At 63.2% G+C, this 18967-nt stretch carries 17 protein-coding genes and 1 pseudogene; 7 read left to right on the top strand and 11 right to left on the bottom strand.

From position 1 onward, the window contains the following. Positions 1-73: 73 nt before the first annotated feature. From VOM14_RS26570 to VOM14_RS26545, 6 genes are all read right to left on the bottom strand, one after another. Entirely contained in the window at positions 74-1588 is a 1515-nt protein-coding gene (locus VOM14_RS26570; protein WP_327631708.1) for a cryptochrome/photolyase family protein, read from the bottom strand. A 96-nt stretch (positions 1589-1684) separates the two neighbouring features. Next, positions 1685-2104 carry an organic hydroperoxide resistance protein gene (locus VOM14_RS26565; protein WP_327631707.1) on the bottom strand — a complete coding sequence of 140 codons (420 nt, stop codon included), beginning with the start codon at positions 2102-2104 and terminating at the stop codon, positions 1685-1687. A gap of 176 nt (positions 2105-2280) precedes the next feature. After that, complete coding sequence (locus tag VOM14_RS26560; protein ID WP_327631706.1) at positions 2281-2733, bottom strand: MarR family winged helix-turn-helix transcriptional regulator; 453 nt, start codon at positions 2731-2733, stop codon at positions 2281-2283. Positions 2734-2861: 128 nt separating this feature from the next. Continuing rightward, positions 2862-3671: a BPSS1780 family membrane protein gene (locus VOM14_RS26555; RefSeq protein WP_327631705.1), complete on the bottom strand. Its 810-nt coding sequence runs from the start codon at positions 3669-3671 to the stop codon at positions 2862-2864. After that, complete coding sequence (locus VOM14_RS26550) at positions 3662-4657, bottom strand: homoserine kinase (RefSeq protein ID WP_327631704.1); 996 nt, start codon at positions 4655-4657, stop codon at positions 3662-3664. The genes VOM14_RS26555 and VOM14_RS26550 overlap by 10 nt, the downstream gene beginning before the upstream one ends. A 218-nt stretch (positions 4658-4875) precedes the next feature. Beyond that, complete coding sequence (locus VOM14_RS26545; protein WP_327631703.1) at positions 4876-5271, bottom strand: hypothetical protein; 396 nt, start codon at positions 5269-5271, stop codon at positions 4876-4878. A gap of 200 nt (positions 5272-5471) precedes the next feature. On the opposite strand from VOM14_RS26545, the gene VOM14_RS26540 reads away from it, so the two are divergent. Next, positions 5472-6998 carry an AMP nucleosidase gene (locus VOM14_RS26540; protein ID WP_327631702.1) on the top strand — a complete coding sequence of 509 codons (1527 nt, stop codon included), beginning with the start codon at positions 5472-5474 and terminating at the stop codon, positions 6996-6998. Between the two features lie 55 nt (positions 6999-7053). Here VOM14_RS26540 and VOM14_RS26535 read toward each other — a convergent pair whose 3' ends face one another. Continuing rightward, on the bottom strand, positions 7054-7581 hold the full coding sequence (locus VOM14_RS26535; RefSeq protein ID WP_327631701.1) for a chromate transporter: 528 nt from the start codon (positions 7579-7581) through the stop codon (positions 7054-7056). Further along, positions 7578-8147, bottom strand: a complete 570-nt coding sequence (locus VOM14_RS26530; RefSeq protein WP_327631700.1) for a chromate transporter — start codon at positions 8145-8147, stop codon at positions 7578-7580. Before VOM14_RS26530 ends, VOM14_RS26535 begins: the two co-directional genes overlap by 4 nt. A gap of 98 nt (positions 8148-8245) precedes the next feature. Between VOM14_RS26530 and VOM14_RS26525 the strand changes: the two are divergent. After that, positions 8246-9118 (top strand): annotated as a pseudogene (locus tag VOM14_RS26525) (transcriptional regulator GcvA); the annotation flags it as partial. Between the two features lie 160 nt (positions 9119-9278). On the opposite strand, the gene VOM14_RS26520 reads toward VOM14_RS26525, so the two are convergent. Further along, positions 9279-10022, bottom strand: a complete 744-nt coding sequence (locus VOM14_RS26520; protein WP_327631699.1) for a TIGR00730 family Rossman fold protein — start codon at positions 10020-10022, stop codon at positions 9279-9281. 1 nt (position 10023) lies between these two features. Here VOM14_RS26520 and polA point away from each other — a divergent pair, with 1 nt between their 5' ends. The 3 genes from polA to VOM14_RS26505 all read left to right on the top strand — a co-directional run bounded on the left by polA (position 10024) and on the right by VOM14_RS26505 (position 15218). After that, on the top strand, positions 10024-12765 hold the full coding sequence (polA, locus tag VOM14_RS26515) for a DNA polymerase I (RefSeq protein ID WP_327631698.1): 2742 nt from the start codon (positions 10024-10026) through the stop codon (positions 12763-12765). A gap of 154 nt (positions 12766-12919) precedes the next feature. Next, positions 12920-14266 (top strand): NAD(P)/FAD-dependent oxidoreductase, encoded by a 1347-nt coding sequence (locus VOM14_RS26510; RefSeq protein WP_327631697.1) that lies wholly within the window; start codon positions 12920-12922, stop codon positions 14264-14266. A gap of 79 nt (positions 14267-14345) precedes the next feature. Next, entirely contained in the window at positions 14346-15218 is an 873-nt protein-coding gene (locus VOM14_RS26505) for a dienelactone hydrolase family protein (protein WP_327631696.1), read from the top strand. 76 nt (positions 15219-15294) lie between these two features. On the opposite strand, the gene VOM14_RS26500 is transcribed toward VOM14_RS26505, so the two are convergent. Next, on the bottom strand, positions 15295-16164 hold the full coding sequence (locus VOM14_RS26500; protein ID WP_327631695.1) for a sulfurtransferase: 870 nt from the start codon (positions 16162-16164) through the stop codon (positions 15295-15297). A gap of 141 nt (positions 16165-16305) precedes the next feature. Beyond that, a complete protein-coding gene (locus VOM14_RS26495) occupies positions 16306-17412 on the bottom strand; it encodes an aromatic ring-hydroxylating oxygenase subunit alpha (protein WP_327631694.1) in 1107 nt (368 codons plus the stop codon). A gap of 287 nt (positions 17413-17699) precedes the next feature. Between VOM14_RS26495 and VOM14_RS26490 the strand changes: the two genes are divergently transcribed. Together VOM14_RS26490 and VOM14_RS26485 are read left to right on the top strand one after the other, a co-directional pair. After that, on the top strand, positions 17700-18008 hold the full coding sequence (locus VOM14_RS26490) for an exodeoxyribonuclease VII small subunit (protein ID WP_102635089.1): 309 nt from the start codon (positions 17700-17702) through the stop codon (positions 18006-18008). After that, positions 18005-18886 carry a polyprenyl synthetase family protein gene (locus tag VOM14_RS26485; RefSeq protein WP_327631693.1) on the top strand — a complete coding sequence of 294 codons (882 nt, stop codon included), beginning with the start codon at positions 18005-18007 and terminating at the stop codon, positions 18884-18886. Before VOM14_RS26490 ends, VOM14_RS26485 begins: the two co-directional genes overlap by 4 nt. The last annotated feature ends 81 nt before the right edge of the window (positions 18887-18967 follow it).

Here is an 18967-nt window from a genome sequence, read left to right as displayed (position 1 = left end):
AGTGAATACGCCGGTGCTGGGGCGAAGCGCATTAGCGTGCGCCCGCAAGTAGGTTTCCCATGTGAGCGTGTGCTCACTTGCCAAATCGGGCCAGTGTTCGCGCCCTGGCTTGTGCGTGATCCACAATCGGCGCCGGGTAGTTTTGACCCAGCACCACGCCGAATTCCGCTAGTCGCTCCGCAGCCACCCTCCACGGCGCGTGGATGCATTTGGCCGGCAGCTTTCCGAGCTGCGGCAAATAGCGTTTGATGAATTGCCCGTCGGCATCGAATTTTTCCGACTGCGTGATCGGATTAAAAATGCGGAAATAGGGCTGCGCATCGCATCCCGTCGACGCCGCCCACTGCCAGCCGCCATTGTTCGCCGCAAAGTCGAAGTCGTTGAGCTGCTCTGCGAAATAGCGCTCGCCGAGCCGCCAGTCCACGCCCAGATCCTTCACCAGAAAACTCGCCGTCACCATTCGCAGACGGTTGTGCATGTAGCCGGTGCGGTTGAGTTGCAACATGGCCGCGTCGATCAGCGGATAGCCGGTGCGGCCCTCGCACCATGCGGCGAACGCCTCGTCCGCTTCCGGCCCGCGCTCCCAGCACAGCCGGTCGTACTCCTCGCGAAACGACGCGCCGCTCGCCAGCCGCGGATGATGCGAGAGGATCATGAAATAAAAGTCCCGCCAGATCAGTTCCGACAGCCACGTGGCCGACCCCCGGCCGTCCGGTTGCAGCGACATCTCATGAGCGAGCCGCGTCAGCGTGCGAATCGAAACGGTGCCGAAGCGCAGATGCACCGACAGATGGCTCGTGCCTTTGGCCGCAGGAAAATCGCGCCGCTCGGCATAGCTATCGATGCGCGTCAGGAAGTCGTTGAGTAAATGCTGCGCGCCGCTCATGCCCGCCGGCAAATCCAGGTCCGCGAAATCCAGGTCCGCGAAATTGCCCGGCGCGAAGCCGAGTTGATCCAGTGTGGGCAACTGCCGGTCGAGCTTGCGCGGCAGCGCGGCCAGATGGCTCGCGTAAGTTTCGACGGGATACGGCTTCAGGTCGAAGCTCGTCAGTTGCTTGAGCCACGCGTTCTTATACGGCGTGAAAACCGTGAACGGCTTGTTCTGCCCGGTCAGCAGTTCCGCGCGCTCGAAAATCACCTGATCCTTGAATGTCAGCCACTCGCGCCCGGCTTCGGCGAGACGCTCGCGCACCGTCTCGTCGCGTTCGATGGCGGCCGGTTCATAGTCGTGATTCGCGAACACCGCTTCGACCTGAAGCTCGCTCGCGAGCTTCGGTACGAGTTCCGCCGGATCGCCGTACAGCACGATGAGGCCGCCACCGTCTGCGCGCAGCGCTTCGTCGAGTTCGGCGAGCGACGCAAGAATGAACTCGATGCGCCGGTCCTGCGCTTGCGTGCCCCCATGGCGTGCCTGCCATGTGTCGACGAGCGGTTGCAGGATCGTCGTATCGAACACGAACCCGCACCAGACGCGCTCGCAATGCTTGAGCGCGTAGTACAGCGCGGCGTGGTCGGTGTTGCGCAGGTCGCGGCGGAACCAGACCAGGCCGGTGTCGAAGCTGTCGTGCAGTTGGCGGGCGCGTGTCATCGGAAAATGGGTGGTCAATGGCTGCGCGCCCGCCCTCGGCTTCGAGGAGCGGGCGCGGATCAGAACGGCAAGCAGGCAGCGTGCCGCCGGTGCAGCTTACGCGACTTGCAGACGAACGGCGACGTTGTTGCGCGTGGCGTTCGAGTACGGACACACCTGATGAGCGGCGTCGACCAGTTCTTTGGCCGCATTGGCATCGAACCCCGGCAGCGAGACGCGCAGATCGATGTCTAGCGCGAAGCCGCCCGTGTCGTTCGGACCGATGCCGACTTCGGCGGCCACTTGCGTATCGGCGGGCAAGGCCTGCTTGCGCTGGCCGGCGACGAACTTCATCGCGCTCAGAAAGCAGGCCGAATAGCCGGCGGCGAACAACTGTTCCGGATTCGTGCCGGCCGCGCCATTGCCGCCGAGTTCGCGCGGGGCAGCGAGTTTCACGTCCAACGCATTATCCGACGACACTGCGCGGCCGTCGCGGCCACCGGTGCTCGTTGCGCTTGCCTTGTAGAGGATGTTCATCGTGCTGCTCCTTGATCGGGTAGATGAGACGTCTTGCGTGTTCGCCGCTTCAGCCTGCGCGCTGTTTCGGCGACGCGCTATCGAAGCGGCATGCGATAAAGATAGCGTGCAAATCATTTGTATGCAAATGAAATGTTGAATCACGCCGATAGCGGGTAGTCAGGCGCCGATCGCGTCTATTGATCCATGTAGTCGTTGAGCGTAGTGCGCAGGCGGGTCAGATCGTCGCGCAAACGCAGCAGGAATTCCGGCGTCTGCTGCGTCGCGCAGAAGATTTCAGCGGGCACCTCGCGCGCCTGACGCTTGAGCGCGGCGCCGGCCTTGGTGAGCCGGATGAAGACGAGACGCTCGTCTTCCACTCCGCGTACTCGCTCCACGAGACCTTGCGTTTCCAGACGCTTGAGCAACGGTGTGACCGTCGCCGAATCCAGATTGAGACGTGCGGCCATGTCCTTGACCGTGACATCGTCGTTTTCCCACAGCACCAGCATGGCCAGATATTGCGGATACGTGAGGCCGAGCTTGTCGAGAAGCGGCTTGTACGCCTTGGTCATCGCCAGCGAAGTCGAGTAGAGGGCGAAGCACAGTTGCTCGTCGAGCGTGAAGGGCAAAGCGGGGCGCTGGGTCATGATGCATCTCGTCGAAGAAGTGCGTGCAAATGGATTGCGCACAAACCATTGTGCCGCGAATCGGCGCACGCGCGGGCGGCACGAAAGCGCCCGCGTGCGCGCCTCGACGGCAATTTCGCGCGAGGTCGTCAGGCCGCCGGCGTGGTCGGCAGATCCGGCGTTTGCGGCGTTTGCACGCCGTAACAGCCGCGGTACGTCGCGTAGAACGAGCAATACAGCATAGTCGTGACGATCATCGTGGCGGGCATTAGCACGGCGAACGCGAAGTCGCCGGCGCCGAGCGCCTGCATCAGCGTGGACAAACCGAGCGACACGGCCATGGCCACGGCAAACCACAGCGCGCCGAACACGATGAACGCGCCGCGATTGCGCCAGCAACTCACGAAGCTGAAGAACATCGCCTTGATGGGCGGCACGTCGTGCCATGCGGCGAGAATCGGCGAGAACCAGAAAAGCATGGCGACCGGAATATAGAACGCGAAAGCCGCGATCACGCCGAACGGCATATTGCTGTTGGCGATCGCCTCGGCGTCCATATTCGCGGTCGCGCCGAGCATCACCTTCATCAGCATGCCGCCGTCGGCGAGCGCGGAACCGGCCAGCACCAGCGCCATTGCCACGACGTACAGCACGCCGAGCACGATCAGCCGTTTTGCGACCAATGGGCCATAGGAGCGAAAACCATCAACAAGGATGGTCGGAAACACCGGCTTGCCCGCAATCGTGTTACGGCATGCGGCCATGAAGCCGACCGCGACGCCCGGAATGAACGCGAGCGGCAACACGCTGCCGACCACCGGGATTTGCGCCACCAGCGTCATCACCAGCAGATAAGTGAAGAACAGCGTGAGGAATGCGAGCGGATTCTTGCGAAACAGCCAGATACCCTGCCGGAACCAGACATAACCGGTTTTCGCGGGGACTTCGATCAGTTGCATGAGGTATGAATGCCAGGAAGTGCGACGCCGGGCAGGCGTTCGCGCAGAATGCGCTCGAAATGGCCGGGGTCGTGCGGCTTGAGCAACTCGGCCGCGCGCGGCAAATGAAAATCATACAGGCGCGAGACCCAGAAACGATAGGCGCCCGCGCGCAACATGTCGCCCCAGTGACGATTTTCTTCGGCAGTGAACGGGCGCACGGTTTGATACGCGCGCAGCATGGCTTCGGTGCGCGCCTCGTCGAGCTTGCCGGTGGCGAGATCGACGCACCAGTCGTTGACGGTCACCGCGACGTCGAACAGCCACTTGTCGCAGCCTGCAAAATAAAAGTCGAAGAAGCCGCCGAGGCGCACTTCGTGGCCCGTCTCCGGCGCGGCGTGCGCGAACATGGCGTTGTCGCGGAACAGGTCGGCGTGGCACGGACCGCCGGGCAGCGCGGCGTAGTCCGGGGACGCGAAAAACGCCTCCTGATGCGCGAGTTCCGACGCCAGCAGTTCGCGCTGCTCGCCTTCGAGAAACGGCAGGATGGTCGGCACCGTTTCCCGCCACCACGGCAGGCTGCGCAGATTCGGCTGATAGCCGGTGTAATCGCGCCCCGCCAGATGCAGGCGCGCCAGCATCTGTCCGACTTCGACACAGTGTTCGACGCGCGGCGCCAACTCCGGCGCGCCTTCCAGTTTCGTGACGATAGCCGCGGGCTTGCCGTGCAGCATGCCGAACAGCGCGCCGTCCTCGCGCGGCATCGGGTCCGGCACCGGCACGCGATGCGCGGCCAGGTGCCGCATCAGATCGAGATAGAACGGCAGTTGCGCGGCCGTCAGCTTTTCGAAAATCGTGAGGACGTATTCGCCGCGCGTCGTCGTCAGAAAGAAATTGCTGTTTTCGATGCCGGACGAAATGCCGCGAAACTCGACGACTTCGCCGAGATCGTAATGACGCATCCAGTCTGCTAGTTGGGATTCGGTGACAGCGGTGAAGACAGCCATGCGGGAAACGTCAGATCAGGTTGGTCGGGCTGGCGCAGAGCGGGCAGCGGAAGTCGTGCGGTGGCGAATGCAGCATGTAATGCAGCGTGTAAGGCAGTGTGGAACACGCGCCTGGGCGCGGTGCGCCGAACGGCGGCGAGTCAGGGCAAACGGGTCGTCAAGCAGCGAAAGCGCGCCGGCGCGGCCACATTGGTCATGCGCCGGCCTGTCGCCAGACGTCAATAGCTCAGCCCTACGGAGGGCAAGCGCGTGCTCGCGCGGCCGTTGTCGCGCACGGCAGGCGACGTGTCGAGCGGCGCGCTCATGTGGTAGCGCGTGCCGAGGTTCGAGTGCACGTTGATTTCAACGGGCTTACCTTTGTCGCGGTATTCGGTGATTTCGGTGCCGTTGCCGCTGCGTTCGTAGAAGCTCGGCGTGCGCGGCACATTGATTTCGACCTTCGAGCTGACCTGCGCAGCCGGCCGGTTGATCTTCGCCAGATCGGGCAGGCCGGCGCGTTCGTTGGCGGACTGCGGTGCGCCTGCGGGCGGAGCGTCGTCGACAGGTTGGGCAGCCATCGCGGCGTTGCCGAAGGCAAGGACCAGGGCAGCGGCGACGGGAAGGAGCGGCTTCATGGTGATTCTCCAGAATTGTGCCCCGATTCTAGCAAATCCAGCTTGTGCTACGGGCGCGATCGCCTTATTTTGCGCCGCTTTCGCGCGCCGCGCCCACTCTCGCGCGAGTCGTGTGGCGGCGCGTACGGCGCGCGCCCTCGGGTCATTTGGCGATCGCGGGTTCCGTGGTAATGTCGGCTCATCAATCGAGGCGAATGAAGATGAACAACGATACCAATCAACGCGCGGTGCAGACTCCCGCCAACAGCTTCCCGACCGAATCCTTCGACGACGCTGCCGAAGCCGTCACGCGCCTGTCGGCCATTTACGAAGCGAACACCTCGTTCCTGCGCGACGCCTTCGCGCGCTATCGCCGCAATGAACTGTTCGAGCGCCGCGTGCGCGCCTGCTATCCGTTCGTGCGCGTCTGCACGGAAGTCAACACGCATGTCGACTCGCGCCGCTCATACGGCTTCGTCGCGGGTCCGGGCGTGTTCGAGACCACGGTGACGCGGCCCGATCTGTTCGGCAATTACTATCGCGAGCAATTGCGTCTGCTCGCGAAGAATCATCACGTGAAGATCGACGTCGGCGTGTCGAATCAACCCATTCCCATTCATTTCGCGTTTGCCGAGGGCATTCACCTCGAAGGCGACCTGGATCGCGAGCGCCTCTTCCTGATGCGCGACGTGTTCGACACGCCGGACCTCGCGCTGCTCGACGACCGCATCGTCAACGGCACGTATGAGCCGCTCGCCGGCGAGCCGCATCCGCTTGCGCTGTTCACGGCGGCGCGCGTGGATTTCTCGCTGCATCGGCTGAAACACTACACGGCGACCTCGCCCACGCATTGCCAGAACTATGTGCTGTACACGAACTATCAGTTCTATATCGACGAGTTCGTCAAACTCGGCCGCACGATGATGGCGCATACCGACGACGAAGAACTGCGGACTTATCGCAGCGAGTACACGTCGTTTGTCGAGCCGGGCGATGTCGTCACGTACAACGAGAATCTCGGCGAACAGGCGCAGGAAGGCACGGTGCCGCCGCGTCTGCCGCAAATGCCCGCGTATCACCTGAAGCGCGCGGACGGCAGCGGCATCACGATGGTCAACATCGGCGTGGGGCCGTCGAATGCCAAGACCATCACCGATCACATCGCCGTGCTGCGTCCGCATGCGTGGATCATGCTCGGCCACTGCGCGGGTCTGCGCAATACGCAGCGCCTGGGCGACTACGTGCTCGCGCACGGTTATGTGCGCGAGGATCACGTGCTCGACGCCGATTTGCCGCTGTGGGTGCCGATTCCGGCGCTCGCCGAAGTGCAGGTCGCGCTGGAGCGCGCGGTCGCGCAGGTCACGCAGCTCGACGGCGTCGAGTTGAAACGCGTGATGCGCACGGGCACGGTGGCGAGTGTCGATAACCGCAACTGGGAGTTGCGCGATCATCGCGAGCCGGTGCTGCGGCTGTCGCAAAGCCGCGCGATCGCGCTGGACATGGAAAGCGCGACGATCGCCGCGAATGGTTTCCGTTTCCGCGTGCCTTACGGCACTTTGCTATGCGTGTCCGACAAACCGCTGCACGGCGAACTGAAGCTGCCCGGCATGGCCGATCAGTTCTACCGCGCGCAGGTGGACCAGCATCTGCAGATCGGCGTGAAAGCCATGGAGCTGTTGCGGATGAACGGGCTGCATCGTTTGCATAGCCGCAAATTGCGCAGCTTCGCGGAAGTGGCGTTTCAGTAAGCGGCGCGGTTTTCGCCGCGCTGGCGAGCGCGTGAGCGTGAGCGTGAGCAGACGGCTACTGCCCGAAGCCCGTCAACCCGATCAGACTGCCGGCCGCCAGCAGCCATAGCGGATGAATCCGCGTTTTCAACGCGAGCGCCGCGGTGAAAGCGGTGATGGCCCACGCAATCGCCGTCGGGTCCGACGCTTGTGCAATCAGTGCCGCGCTCGCCGCGACGATGCCGGCGGTCACCGGCACGAGTCCCAATTGCGCGTAACGCCGCCATGGCCGGTCCTTGAAGCGGTCCCATGCGTGCAGCGCGAGTATCGTCACGATCGACGACGGCCCGAATTTCGCAATCGACGTGACGAGCATGCCCGACCAGCCGGCCACGTGCCATCCGATCAACGTCACGATCATCAGGTTCGGTCCGGGCGCGGCCTGCGCGAGCGCGAACAGCGCGCTGAACTCGCTGGCCGGCATCCAGTGATGCACCTCGACCACCTGACGCTGCATCTCCGGAAGAATGGTGTTGCCGCCGCCGAATGCCAGGAGTGAGAGCTGGCTGAAAATGATGGCGAGAGAAACGAGCGTGTCGTTCATCGTGCGCTCCTCGATGCGATGTAGATGCTGAGTGGCGTCAGCACCAGCATGGTGGGCAATAGCGGCAGCCGCAGGATCGCGATCGCAATGAAGCCGAGCACGGCGATGAGCGCGGCCATCGGCTTATTGCGCAGCGGCAGCACGATCTTCACGGCCATCGAAATGAGCAGACCCGCGGCGGCCGCCGCGAGACCTGCAAACAGATGCCGCACGTGCGGGTCGTTTTGCGTCTGTTCGTACAGCACGCCAAGACCGATCACCACGAGCGAGGGCCCCGCGATCAGTCCGAGCAAGCCGGCGAGCGCGCCGGGGACGCCGCGAAAGCGCATGCCGACGGCCACCGAGAGATTGATCACGTTGCCGCCCGGCAAGAATTGGCACAAGCCCAGCAGATCGGTGAAGTCCTCCGAAGTCAGCCAGCCGCGCCGCTCGACCAGCGCGCGGCGCGCAAGCGGCAACGCGCCGCCGAATGAGATGAGGCCGAGGCCGAGAAAACCGCCGAATATTTCCCGCAATGTGGGCTTCGGCTCCGCTGCGCAATCGAGCGAGGTGAGATCGTGGTCCATGACTTCTTAGCTTCCAGTTCAAGCTCAGGAGGTTAGCGCCGAACCGCCGTGGCGCAAAACGATTTTTGCGCGCGCCTTTGTGATCTAGAATCACAAGCATGGCCAGAAATCTTCCTCCATTCCCCGCGCTGCGCGCCTTTGAAGCCGCGGCGCGCCACGAAAGTTTCACCGCCGCGGCGAACGAGCTGCATGTGACGCACGGTGCAATCAGCCGGCAAGTCGCCGCGTTCGAATCGTGGCTGGGCGTGCAGGTATTCCAGCGGCACGGCAAGCGCGTGCGTCTGACCGACGACGGCCGGCGGTATCTGTCCACCGTGCAAGCCGCGTTCGACAGCATTGCGCACGCCACGGATCAACTGCGCGACACCGGCGTTGTGCATGTTCTGCGCGTCAATGCGCTGCCCACGTTCGCGATGAAATGGCTGCTGCCGCGCCTGCACCAGTTTCAGCGCAAGGTGCCGAACGTCGAGTTGCGGCTCGCGACGTCGAATGCGCCCGTCGAGACATTGGACAGCTTCGACGTCGCCGTGCGGCGCGGTCCCGCGCACTGGCATAACTGCGTGAGCGGGCATTTCCTCGGCGAGAGCGAGGTTCCGGTGTGCAGCGCCGCGCTGTTGCAGCGCTCGCCGATCAAAACCGCCGACGACCTCGCGCGGCATGTGCTGCTCCATTCCGACACGCGGCCCGACGCGTGGAGCAATTGGCTATTGATGGCCGGCGTCACCGCGAAGTGTCGCAAGAAGCAATCGTTCGATCACTTCTATCTGGCCTTGCAGGCCGCGGTAGATGGACTCGGGGTGGCACTCGGCCCATTGCCGCTGCTTGCCGACGAACTCGCGTCGGGCCGGCTCGTGATGCCGCTGCCGGGGCCGCGCATCGACGCACGCGGGTATTGGTGGGTCGCGAGGCGCGAGGTCGCGCACGCGCCGCTCGTGGCGCAATTCTGCGAATGGTTGCAGGCGCAAGGCGATCAGATCGATGAAGCGCCAACGCAAACACCAGCACAAGCCCAGACTCAAACTCAAACTCAAACTCAAACGCAAGCCCAAACGCAAGCCCAAACGCAAGCGGGCGGCACAGAGGCCGCCCGCTAGTTGCATGTGATTCGCGCGTGAGCGCGAGGCTCACACGTTACAGATAGAACATCCGGTCTTCTTCGGGCTTGGTGGGCTGCGGCTCGGCGCCTTCGCGATCTTCGTAGAACTTCAGCACTGCTTCGAGCACCTGATCCGGATTGTCGATTACCTGCATCAGGTCGATGTCGGTCGGATTGATGAGGCCCATGGGAATGAGCGAACTCTTGAACCATGCAAGCAGGCCTTCCCAGAATTCGGCGCCCACCAGAATGATCGGCACGTGGCGCGACTTCTTGGTTTGAATGAGCGTGAGCACTTCCGCGAGTTCGTCGAGCGTGCCGAAGCCGCCGGGCATCACGATCACTGCGTCCGAATTCTTCACGAACGTGACCTTGCGCGTGAAGAAGTGACGAAAGCGCAGCGAGATGTCTTGCCACTGATTACCCGATTGCTCGTGCGGCAGTTCGATGTTCAACCCGACCGAAGGCGCCTTGCCTGCATGCGCGCCTTTGTTCGCTGCTTCCATGATGCCGGGGCCGCCGCCGGAGATCACGGCGAAGCCTGCGTCGGAGAGCTTGCGCGCAATTTGCGTGGCGAGTTTGTAGTACGGCGAGTTGGGTTTCAGGCGCGCTGAACCATAGATACTGACAGCCGGGCGAATCTCCGAGAGGTACTCGGTCGCCTCGATAAACTCTGCCATAATCGTGAACATCTGCCACGATGCGCGGGCCTTTTTTGCCGTCGCGCGCTCTTGATCTGCGAGTGATCGCAGACTCGGAATCACTTTTCTCTTAGTCATAATGCCTGAAGAACGAAGCCTTGAAGGTAAGACCCTGCTATTGGTCGATGGTTCGAGTTATCTATACCGGGCCTACCATGCGATGCCTGATCTGCGCGGGCCCGAAGGTGGTCCCACGGGCGCGCTCTATGGGATGATCAACATGCTGCGGCGCATGCGCAAGGAAGTCACAGCAGAGTATAGCGCGTGCGTGTTCGACGCCAAGGGCAAAACGTTTCGCGACGACTGGTATCCCGACTATAAGGCGAATCGTCCTTCCATGCCGGACGATCTCTCGCGGCAAATCGAGCCGATTCATGTCGCGGTGCGCGCGCTCGGCTGGCCGCTTCTGATGATCGAAGGCGTCGAAGCCGACGACGTGATCGGCACGCTCAGCACCGAAGCCGAGAAGCGCGGCATGAACGTGATCGTGTCGACAGGGGACAAGGATCTGGCGCAGCTCGTGTCGGATCATGTCACCCTCATCAATACGATGACCAACGAAAAGCTCGACCGCGCCGGCGTGCTCGCCAAATTCGGCGTGCCGCCGGAGCGCATTGTCGACTACCTGTCGTTGATCGGCGATACCGTGGACAACGTGCCGGGCGTCGAAAAGTGCGGGCCGAAAACCGCGCTCAAATGGCTCACGCAATATGAGTCGCTGGATGGAATCGTCGCACACGCGGGCGAGATCAAAGGTGCGGTAGGAGACAATCTGCGACGCGCGCTCGATTTCCTGCCCATGGCGCGCAAGCTCGTCACGGTGGAGCGTCAATGCGATCTCACCGGGCACCTCGCGTCGATTGAAGAAAGTCTGCAAAGCCGGCCGGAGTCGCGCGAGGAGTTGCGCGACGTGTTCACGCGCCACGGCTTCAAGACATGGCTGCGCGAAGTCGAAATCGCCGACGCGGTGGAGGGTCCCGAAACCGACGTGCCGCCCGCGCTCAGCGTCGATCACGAACGCCACTACGAAACCGTGCAGACGTGGGAGCAATTCGACGCGTGGCTGCAAAGAATCAACGCGGCGGAGCTGACTTCGTTCGACACCGAAACCACCTCGCTCGATCCGATGACCGCGCAGATCGTGGGGCTGTCGTTGTCCGTCGAAGCGGGTCATGCGGCGTATGTGCCGGTCGCGCATCGCGGTCCGGACGCGCCCGTGCAGTTGCCGCGCGAAGAAGTGCTCGCGAAGCTCAAGCCGTGGCTCGAAAGCGCGGAGCACAAGAAAGTCGGCCAGCATCTGAAGTACGACGAACAGGTGCTGGCCAATTACGGCATCGAAATGCGCGGCGTCGAACACGACACGCTGCTGCAATCGTACGTGCTCGAATCGCATCGTCCGCATGACATGGACAATCTCGCGTTGCGCCATCTCGGCGTCAAGACGATCAAGTACGAAGAGGTCGCGGGCAAGGGCGCGCAGCAAATCGGCTTCGACGAAGTCGCGCTCGAAACGGCCGCGGAATACGCAGCGGAAGATGCCGACATCACGTTGCGTTTGCATCAGGCGCTCTATCCGCAACTGGCCGCGGAGAAAGCGCTCGAACACGTGTACCGCGAAATCGAAGTGCCCACGTCGCGCGTGTTGCGCAAGATGGAGCGCACGGGCGTATTGATCGACGCGGAAAAACTCCGTCAGCAAAGCAGTGAAATCGCCGCGCGGCTGATCCAGCTCGAAAGCGAGGCGTATGTGCTGGCGGGCGGCGAATTCAATCTCGGTTCGCCCAAGCAGATCGGGCAGATCTTCTTCGAAAAACTCGAGTTGCCGGTCGTGAAGAAGACGCCGAGCGGCGCGCCTTCCACCGACGAAGAGGTGCTGCAAAAGCTCGCCGAAGATTATCCGCTGCCGAAAATCCTGCTCGAACATCGCGGCTTGTCGAAGTTGAAGTCCACCTATACGGACAAACTGCCGCGCATGGTCAATGCGCAGACCGGCCGCGTGCATACGAACTATGCCCAGGCCGTCGCGGTCACGGGGCGTCTCGCGTCGAACGATCCGAATTTGCAGAACATTCCCGTGCGCACCGGCGAGGGCCGCCGTATTCGCGAGGCGTTCATTGCGCCGCCGGGGCACAAGCTTGTCTCCGCGGATTACTCGCAAATCGAGTTGCGCATCATGGCGCACATTTCCGGCGACGAATCGTTGCTGCGCGCGTTCTCGCAGGGCGAGGACATTCACCGCGCGACCGCCGCGGAAATTTTCAGCGTGACGCCGCTCGAAGTGTCGAACGATCAGCGGCGCGTGGCCAAGGTCATCAACTTCGGCCTGATTTACGGCATGAGTTCGTTCGGTCTCGCCTCGAACCTGGGCATTACGCGCGATGCCGCGAAGCTTTATATCGACCGCTATTTCGCGCGTTACCCCGGCGTCGCGCGCTATATGGACGAAACGCGTTTGAGCGCGAAGGCCAAGGGCTATGTCGAAACGGTGTTCGGCCGCCGGCTGTGGCTGCCCGAGATCAACGGCGGCAACGGTCCGCGCCGCCAGGCCGCAGAGCGCGCCGCCATCAACGCGCCGATGCAAGGCACGGCCGCCGACCTCATCAAGCTGTCCATGATCGCGGTGCAGAAATGGATCGAGGAATCGAAAATCGGCACGCGCATGATCATGCAGGTGCACGACGAACTGATTCTCGAAGTACCGGACGCGGAACTGTCCGACGTGCGCAAGCGCCTGCCCGAGTTGATGTGCGGCGTCGCCGCGCTGAAAGTCCCGCTGGTCGCGGAAGTCGGTGCGGGTTTCAACTGGGAGGAAGCGCATTGACGCGCGTGTGACGGCGCGCGATATCGTCGTGTGCATGTCACACATGCGTTCTGGCAGCTTGTGACAACCCGTGTTGCTCACGGACAATCGGTAAAGACACACGCGCTCGCGCGTGCTTACGACGCACAACCCATCGGCACACACGGAGAGTTCAATGCATCGTTTTATCGTCGTTGGCGGAGGCGCGGGAGGGCTGGAGCTGGCAACTCGCTTAGGCGATCGCTACGGTCACAAGAGTAAGAGCGGCACGCGGGCGCTGGTCACGCTCGTCGATCGCAATCCCACTCATATCTGGAAGCCGCTGCTGCATGAAGTGGCGGCCGGCAGCATGGACCCGTTCACGCAGGAACTCGAATATGCCGCGCAAGCGCGCTGGCACGGCTTCGAGTTTCAGCAGGGCGAACTGACCGGCCTCGACCGCGCGAACAAACGTCTGACGCTTGGCACCGTGCTCGACGACGACGGCGCGGAACTCCTGCCCGAACGTCATCTGGAATACGACACGCTGGTCGTGGCGATCGGCAGCACGACGGCATTCTTCGGCGTAAAGGGTGCGCCGGAATTTTCCCTTGCGCTCGATACCGTCGGCCAGGCCGAGCGCTTTCGCAAGCGTCTGATCGCGGCTTGCATGCGCGCCGAGCATCAGGCGCACGAGCCGGTCGAATCGGGACCGGGCACGTCGGCGAGTTCCGAGCCGCGCATTCAGGTGGCGATTGTCGGCGGCGGCGCGACGGGCGTCGAACTCTCGGCGGAGTTACGCAACACGGCGCAAGTGTTGTCCGCGTATGGCCTGCACAAACTCGATCCGCGGCACGACGTCGGCATTGTGCTGATCGAAGCGGGGCCGCGCATTTTGCCGGCTCTGCAGGAGCGCGTGTCGACGGCCACCGCCGAATTGCTCACCAAGCTGGGCGTGAAGCTCATGACGAGCGAAACCGTGGCCGAGGTCGCGCCGGGGATTATCCGCACGGCGAGCGGCAAGACCGTGCGCGCGGATCTGACCGTGTGGGCGGCGGGCATCCGGGCGCCGGCTATCCTGAGCCAGCTCGACGGCTTGCCGGTCAACCGGCTCGGGCAGCTCAACGTGCGCCTCACGCTGCAAACCGAAATCGACGACAACATCTTCGCGCTCGGCGATTGCGCCGCCTGCCCGTGGCCGGGCAACGAGAAGAACGTGCCGCCGCGCGCCCAGGCCGCGCATCAGCAGGCGAGTTTTCTGCTGAAGGCGCTGGCGGCGCGGCTCGAAAACCGGCCGCTGCCGGAATTCACCTATCGCGATTTCGGCTCGCTCGTGTCGCTCGGGCACTTCAGCGCGGTCGGCAATCTGATGGGCGGCGTGATCGGCGGCAACATGCTGATCGAAGGTCTCTTCGCGCGCTTCATGTACATGTCGCTGTACCGGCTGCATATCGCGGCGCTGCACGGCTACGCGCGCATGGTGCTGGATACCTTCGCGCACTGGCTGCGGCGCACCACCTTGCCGCGCGTGAAGCTTCACTGAGCGCGCCGGACGTTGCTTCTGCAACAGGACACGCGCGGGGCGTATCCTGTTGCCTCCAATGTCCCACGAGGAGCGCAGCATGCTGAAGCCCGAAATCGACAGCCTGGTCCCGCACGTTCCATTCAATCGCCGCACGTTCATCAAGGCCGCGCTCGGCTCCGGTTTCGCGGCGGCCGTGCTGCCGGTGTCGGCACAAACCATCCATACCGATAGCGAGGGGCTCGAAGCCGGGGAGATCGCCGTGCACTCGGGCGACACGCTCGTGCCGGCGTATCGCGCGCAACCGCAGGGCAAGACGCAGTTGCCGGTGATCATCGTGATTCATGAGGCGTTCGGCGTGCACGAGCATATCGCCGATGTTTGCCGGCGCTTCGCCAAGCTCGGTTATCTGGCAATCGCGCCGGATCTGTTTGTCCGGCAGGGCGATCCGATGTCGCTCCCCACTGTCCAGCAAATCAGCCAGCAGATTCTCAGCAAGGTCAAGGACGAGGAGGCGCTGGCCGACCTCGACGCCACCGTGGCGTGGGCCGGCGAGCATGGCGGCGATCTGAACCGGCTCGGCGTGAACGGCTTCTGCTGGGGCGGACGGATCGCTTGGCTCTATGCCGAGCACAATCCGCAACTGAAGACGGCGGTTGCGTGGTACGGGCACCTTGTCGGCGAGCATACGGCGGCGGCGCCCGCGAATCCGATCGACCGCGTCGGCGATCTTCATGCGCCGGTGCTGGGTCTCTACGGCTTGCAGGACAAGAGCATTCCGCAAGCCTCGATCGAACGGATGAAGCAGGCCATCGCGCACGGGCCGCAAGTGGCGCGCGGTTCGCAATTCGTGGTGTATGGCGACGCGGGTCACGCGTTTTTCGCAGACTACCGGCCGAGCTACAAGCGGGCTGATGCGGAGGATGGCTGGCGTCGCGCGCTGGTCTGGTTCAAGCAGCACGGCGTGGCCTGAGATGCGCGTTCGATGCACGAAAAAAGCCGTTGCCGCGTAGGGGCGGCAACGGCTTTTTCTATGGGCGCGCCTGGGCTTAAGGATTCGGTCCGGTGGCGACCGGCCGCTTCGAGTCCGAACTCCATTCGCTCCACGATCCCGGATAGAGCGCCGCGCCGTGCAGGCCGGCGACTTCCATGGCCAGCACGTTGACGCATGCCGTCACGCCCGAGCCGCATTGCAGTACGACATGTTCCGGCGGCGTTTCGCCGAGCAGCGCGTGAAATTCGTCGCGCAGCGTGTGGGCCGGCTTGAAGCGGCCGTCGGCGGTGAGATTGTCTTTGAAGAAGCGGTTGAGCGCGCCCGGAATATGGCCGCCGACGCGATCCAGCGTCTCGTTCTCGCCGCGATAGCGGTCGGCCGCGCGCGCGTCGACCACCACGCGCTCCTTCGAGCCGAGATTGCGTTCGACCAGTTGCGCGTCGACGGTCACGGAAAGCGGCGCGCCGGCTTTGAAGTCGCCGGTGTTTTGCGGCGGCACGTCTTGCGTCAGCGGTTGGCCGGCGGCTTCCCACGCTTGCAGTCCGCCGTCGAGCAGCGCGACCGCGTCGTGACCGAGCCAGCGCAGCAGCCACCAGGCGCGCGCCGCGTACATGCCGCCCTGCGCGTCATAAGCGACAACCTGCTGACCTTGCTTGAGGCCGCGCGACTCCAGCGTTGCCACGAGCCGCGCCCGTTCCGGCAATGGATGGCGCCCGTTTGTGCCGGTCTTCGGCCCGGACAGATCGCGGTCGAGATGCAGATAATGCGCGCCGGGCAGATGGCCGGCGAGATAGGCTTTTTCGCCGGCTTCCGTGTCGGCAAGATCGAAGCGGCAGTCGATGACGAACACACTGCCCGGCGCATCGGCGAGCCGTTCCGCGAGGTTCGTCGCGGAGATCAGAGTGGTGTAGTGAGTGTGGGGCATGACGTCTCCTCGATGCGGGCGATGGCGGCTTGATAGCCGGGCTACCTCGTTAGTCTAAACAAAAAAAGACGGGCCGAAGCCCGTCTTTCCATGCATTGATGCCGCCCGCGCAAGACGCCGATGAGGCTCGCGCGAAACGAATCAGATCGTGCCCAGTTCGCGCCGCAAAAACTCGTGGAAGTGCTGCATGCCGTCTTCCATTGGGCTTTGATACGGCCCGACCTGCGACTCGCCGCGCTGCATCAGCGCGCGGCGGCCGGCGTCCATGCGTTCGGCGATTTCGTCGTCTTCGCGGGCCGTTTCCATATAGGCGGCGCGCTCCGCTTCGACGAATTCGCGCTCGAACAGCGCAATTTCCTCAGGATAATAGAACTCCACCACGTTGGTGGTTTGCTGCGGACCGCGCGGAATGAGCCATGACACGACCAGCACGTGCGGGTACCACTCGATCATGATGCCCGGGTAGTACACCATCCAGATCGCGCCGAATTCCGGCGGATTGCCGCCGCGAAAGCGCAGCACTTCGTCGTGCCATTTGCGGTAAGTCGGGCTGCCCGGCTGCTCCAGATCCTTGTGCACGCCGACCGTCTGCACGCTGTACCACTCGCCGAATTCCCACGTGAGATCGTCGCAATTGACGAAGCTGCCGAGGCCCGGATGGAACGGCGCGACGTGGTAGTCCTCCAGATAGACCTCGATAAAGGTCTTCCAGTTGTAGTTGCACTCGTGCACTTCGACGTGATCGAACATGAAGCCCGAGAAGTCGAAATGCTGCCTGGTGCCGAGCGTGGCCAGATCGCGCGCAACAGAGCGGCCCTGCGCTTCGAACAGCAGTCCTTGCCAGCGCTGCAACGGCGTGGCGCCGAGATTGAGGCACGGGTTGTCCGCGAAATGCGGTGCGCCGAGCAGTTCGCCCTTCAGGTCGTACGTCCAGCGATGCAGCGGACAGACGATATTCTCTGCCTGGCCGCGTCCATTCAGCATGATGGCCTGCCGGTGGCGGCACACGTTCGACAGCAGCTCGACTTGCGACTGCCGGTTACGAACGAGCACACGCCCCTCGCTTTCGCTGGGCAAGGCAAAATAGTTTCCCGCCTCGGGCACCATGAGATCGTGGCCGATGTAACGGGGACCTTTCTTGAAAAGGGTTTCGATTTCGCGCGTAAGAAGCGCTTCGTCAAAGTAAGCCGTGACTGGCAGTTGGCTGTGAACAGACCGCAACTGCAATGCATTGCTCAGATTGGACATTCCCACTCCCGATGAAGACGTGAAAGCAGTGAACAACCCAACCATCGAAGATTCGATTTAGGGAGCCCGAGATTATACCTGTTTCCCCCTCATTGGGGCGCTTAAGTGACTGATTTGGGTCAAAAATGTCCGGAAAGTTCGGCCTTTTCGGCACAGACCGATCGATTTTTTTCTGCGAGACTGACAGGGCGGTCAAGGGCGCGCAGCCGGGCTTCGGGTCGGCGGGCAAATCGGATTTGTCGCTTTTGCCGTAGAATGTCCGACTTGTTTTAATTTTGCGACTATTCATGGCGAAGACCGCGTCGAACGATACCGCTGCGGCGCCCGCCGAAGGCGTCGACACAACGCCGCTGCCCGAGAATTACGAGGCGGCGCAGGCAGAGCTGGAAGGGCTGGTTGCGCGCATGGAAAGCGGCAATCTCAGCCTCGAAGAGTCGCTTTCCGCGTACCGGCGCGGCGCGGCTCTGGTGGCGTTCTGCCAGCAGCAGCTCGAGAAGGTCGAGCAGCAAGTGCGGGTGCTCGACGGCGAGACGCTCAAGCCGTTGCCCGTGAATACAGCAGGAACAGCCGCTACTGAAAGCGGGGACGACCTATGACATTCGAACAATGGATGCGCTCGGTGCTTGAGCGCGTCGAAACGGCACTCGAACATTACTTGCCGGCTGACTCGACCGAGCCCGCGAAGCTGCATGAGGCCATGCGCTACGCGGTGCTGGGCGGCGGCAAGCGGGTTCGCCCGCTGTTGTGCCACGCGGCCGGCGAACTGACCGGCGCGCGCGCCGAATGCCTCGATGCGGCCGCGGCCGCGCTCGAAATGATCCACGTGTACTCGCTGGTACACGACGACATGCCGTGCATGGACGACGACGCGCTGCGTCGCGGCAAGCCCACGGTGCACGTCCAATATGACGAAGCCACGGCGCTGCTGGTCGGCGACGCGCTGCAATCGCAGGCGTTCGTGGCATTGACTTCCGAGGTACTGGCGCCTGCCGGCCAGGCGGCGCTGGTGCGCGAACTGGCGCTTGCAAGCGGTTCGGTCGGCATGTGCGGCGGTCAGGCAATCGACCTCGCGAGCGTCGGTCACACGCTCACGCGCGTGCAACTCGAAACCATGCATCGCATGAAGACCGGCGCATTGCTGCGCGCCGCAGTGCGCATGGGCGCGCTCGCGGGCGAAGCGCCGGACGCCGACGCCATGCGTTCGCTCGACGCGTATTCGGCCGCGGTCGGCCTCGCGTTTCAGGTTGTGGACGATATTCTCGACGTCACGACCGACTCCGCGACGCTCGGCAAGACGGCAGGCAAAGACGCGAAGGACGGCAAGCCGACCTACGTGTCGATTATTGGGCTCGACGCGTCGCGTTCGCTTGCCGCGCAGTTGCGCAGCGACGCGCACGCCGCGATTGCGCCGTTCGGCGCACGCGCGCAGCGTCTTGCCGAATTGGCCGACCTGGTGGTGAACCGGGTTAGCTGAACGCGAAAGCCCGCCGCCGCGCACCGTCCCCACAAGGTGCATGTATGAAGTGCGGGCGCGTAAGTTTTCCTACAATGGAAC

The sequence above is a fragment of the Paraburkholderia sp. MPAMCS5 genome, assembly GCF_036016995.1.
Taxonomy (GTDB): domain Bacteria; phylum Pseudomonadota; class Gammaproteobacteria; order Burkholderiales; family Burkholderiaceae; genus Paraburkholderia.
This window is presented reverse-complemented; position numbering and strand designations above follow the sequence as displayed.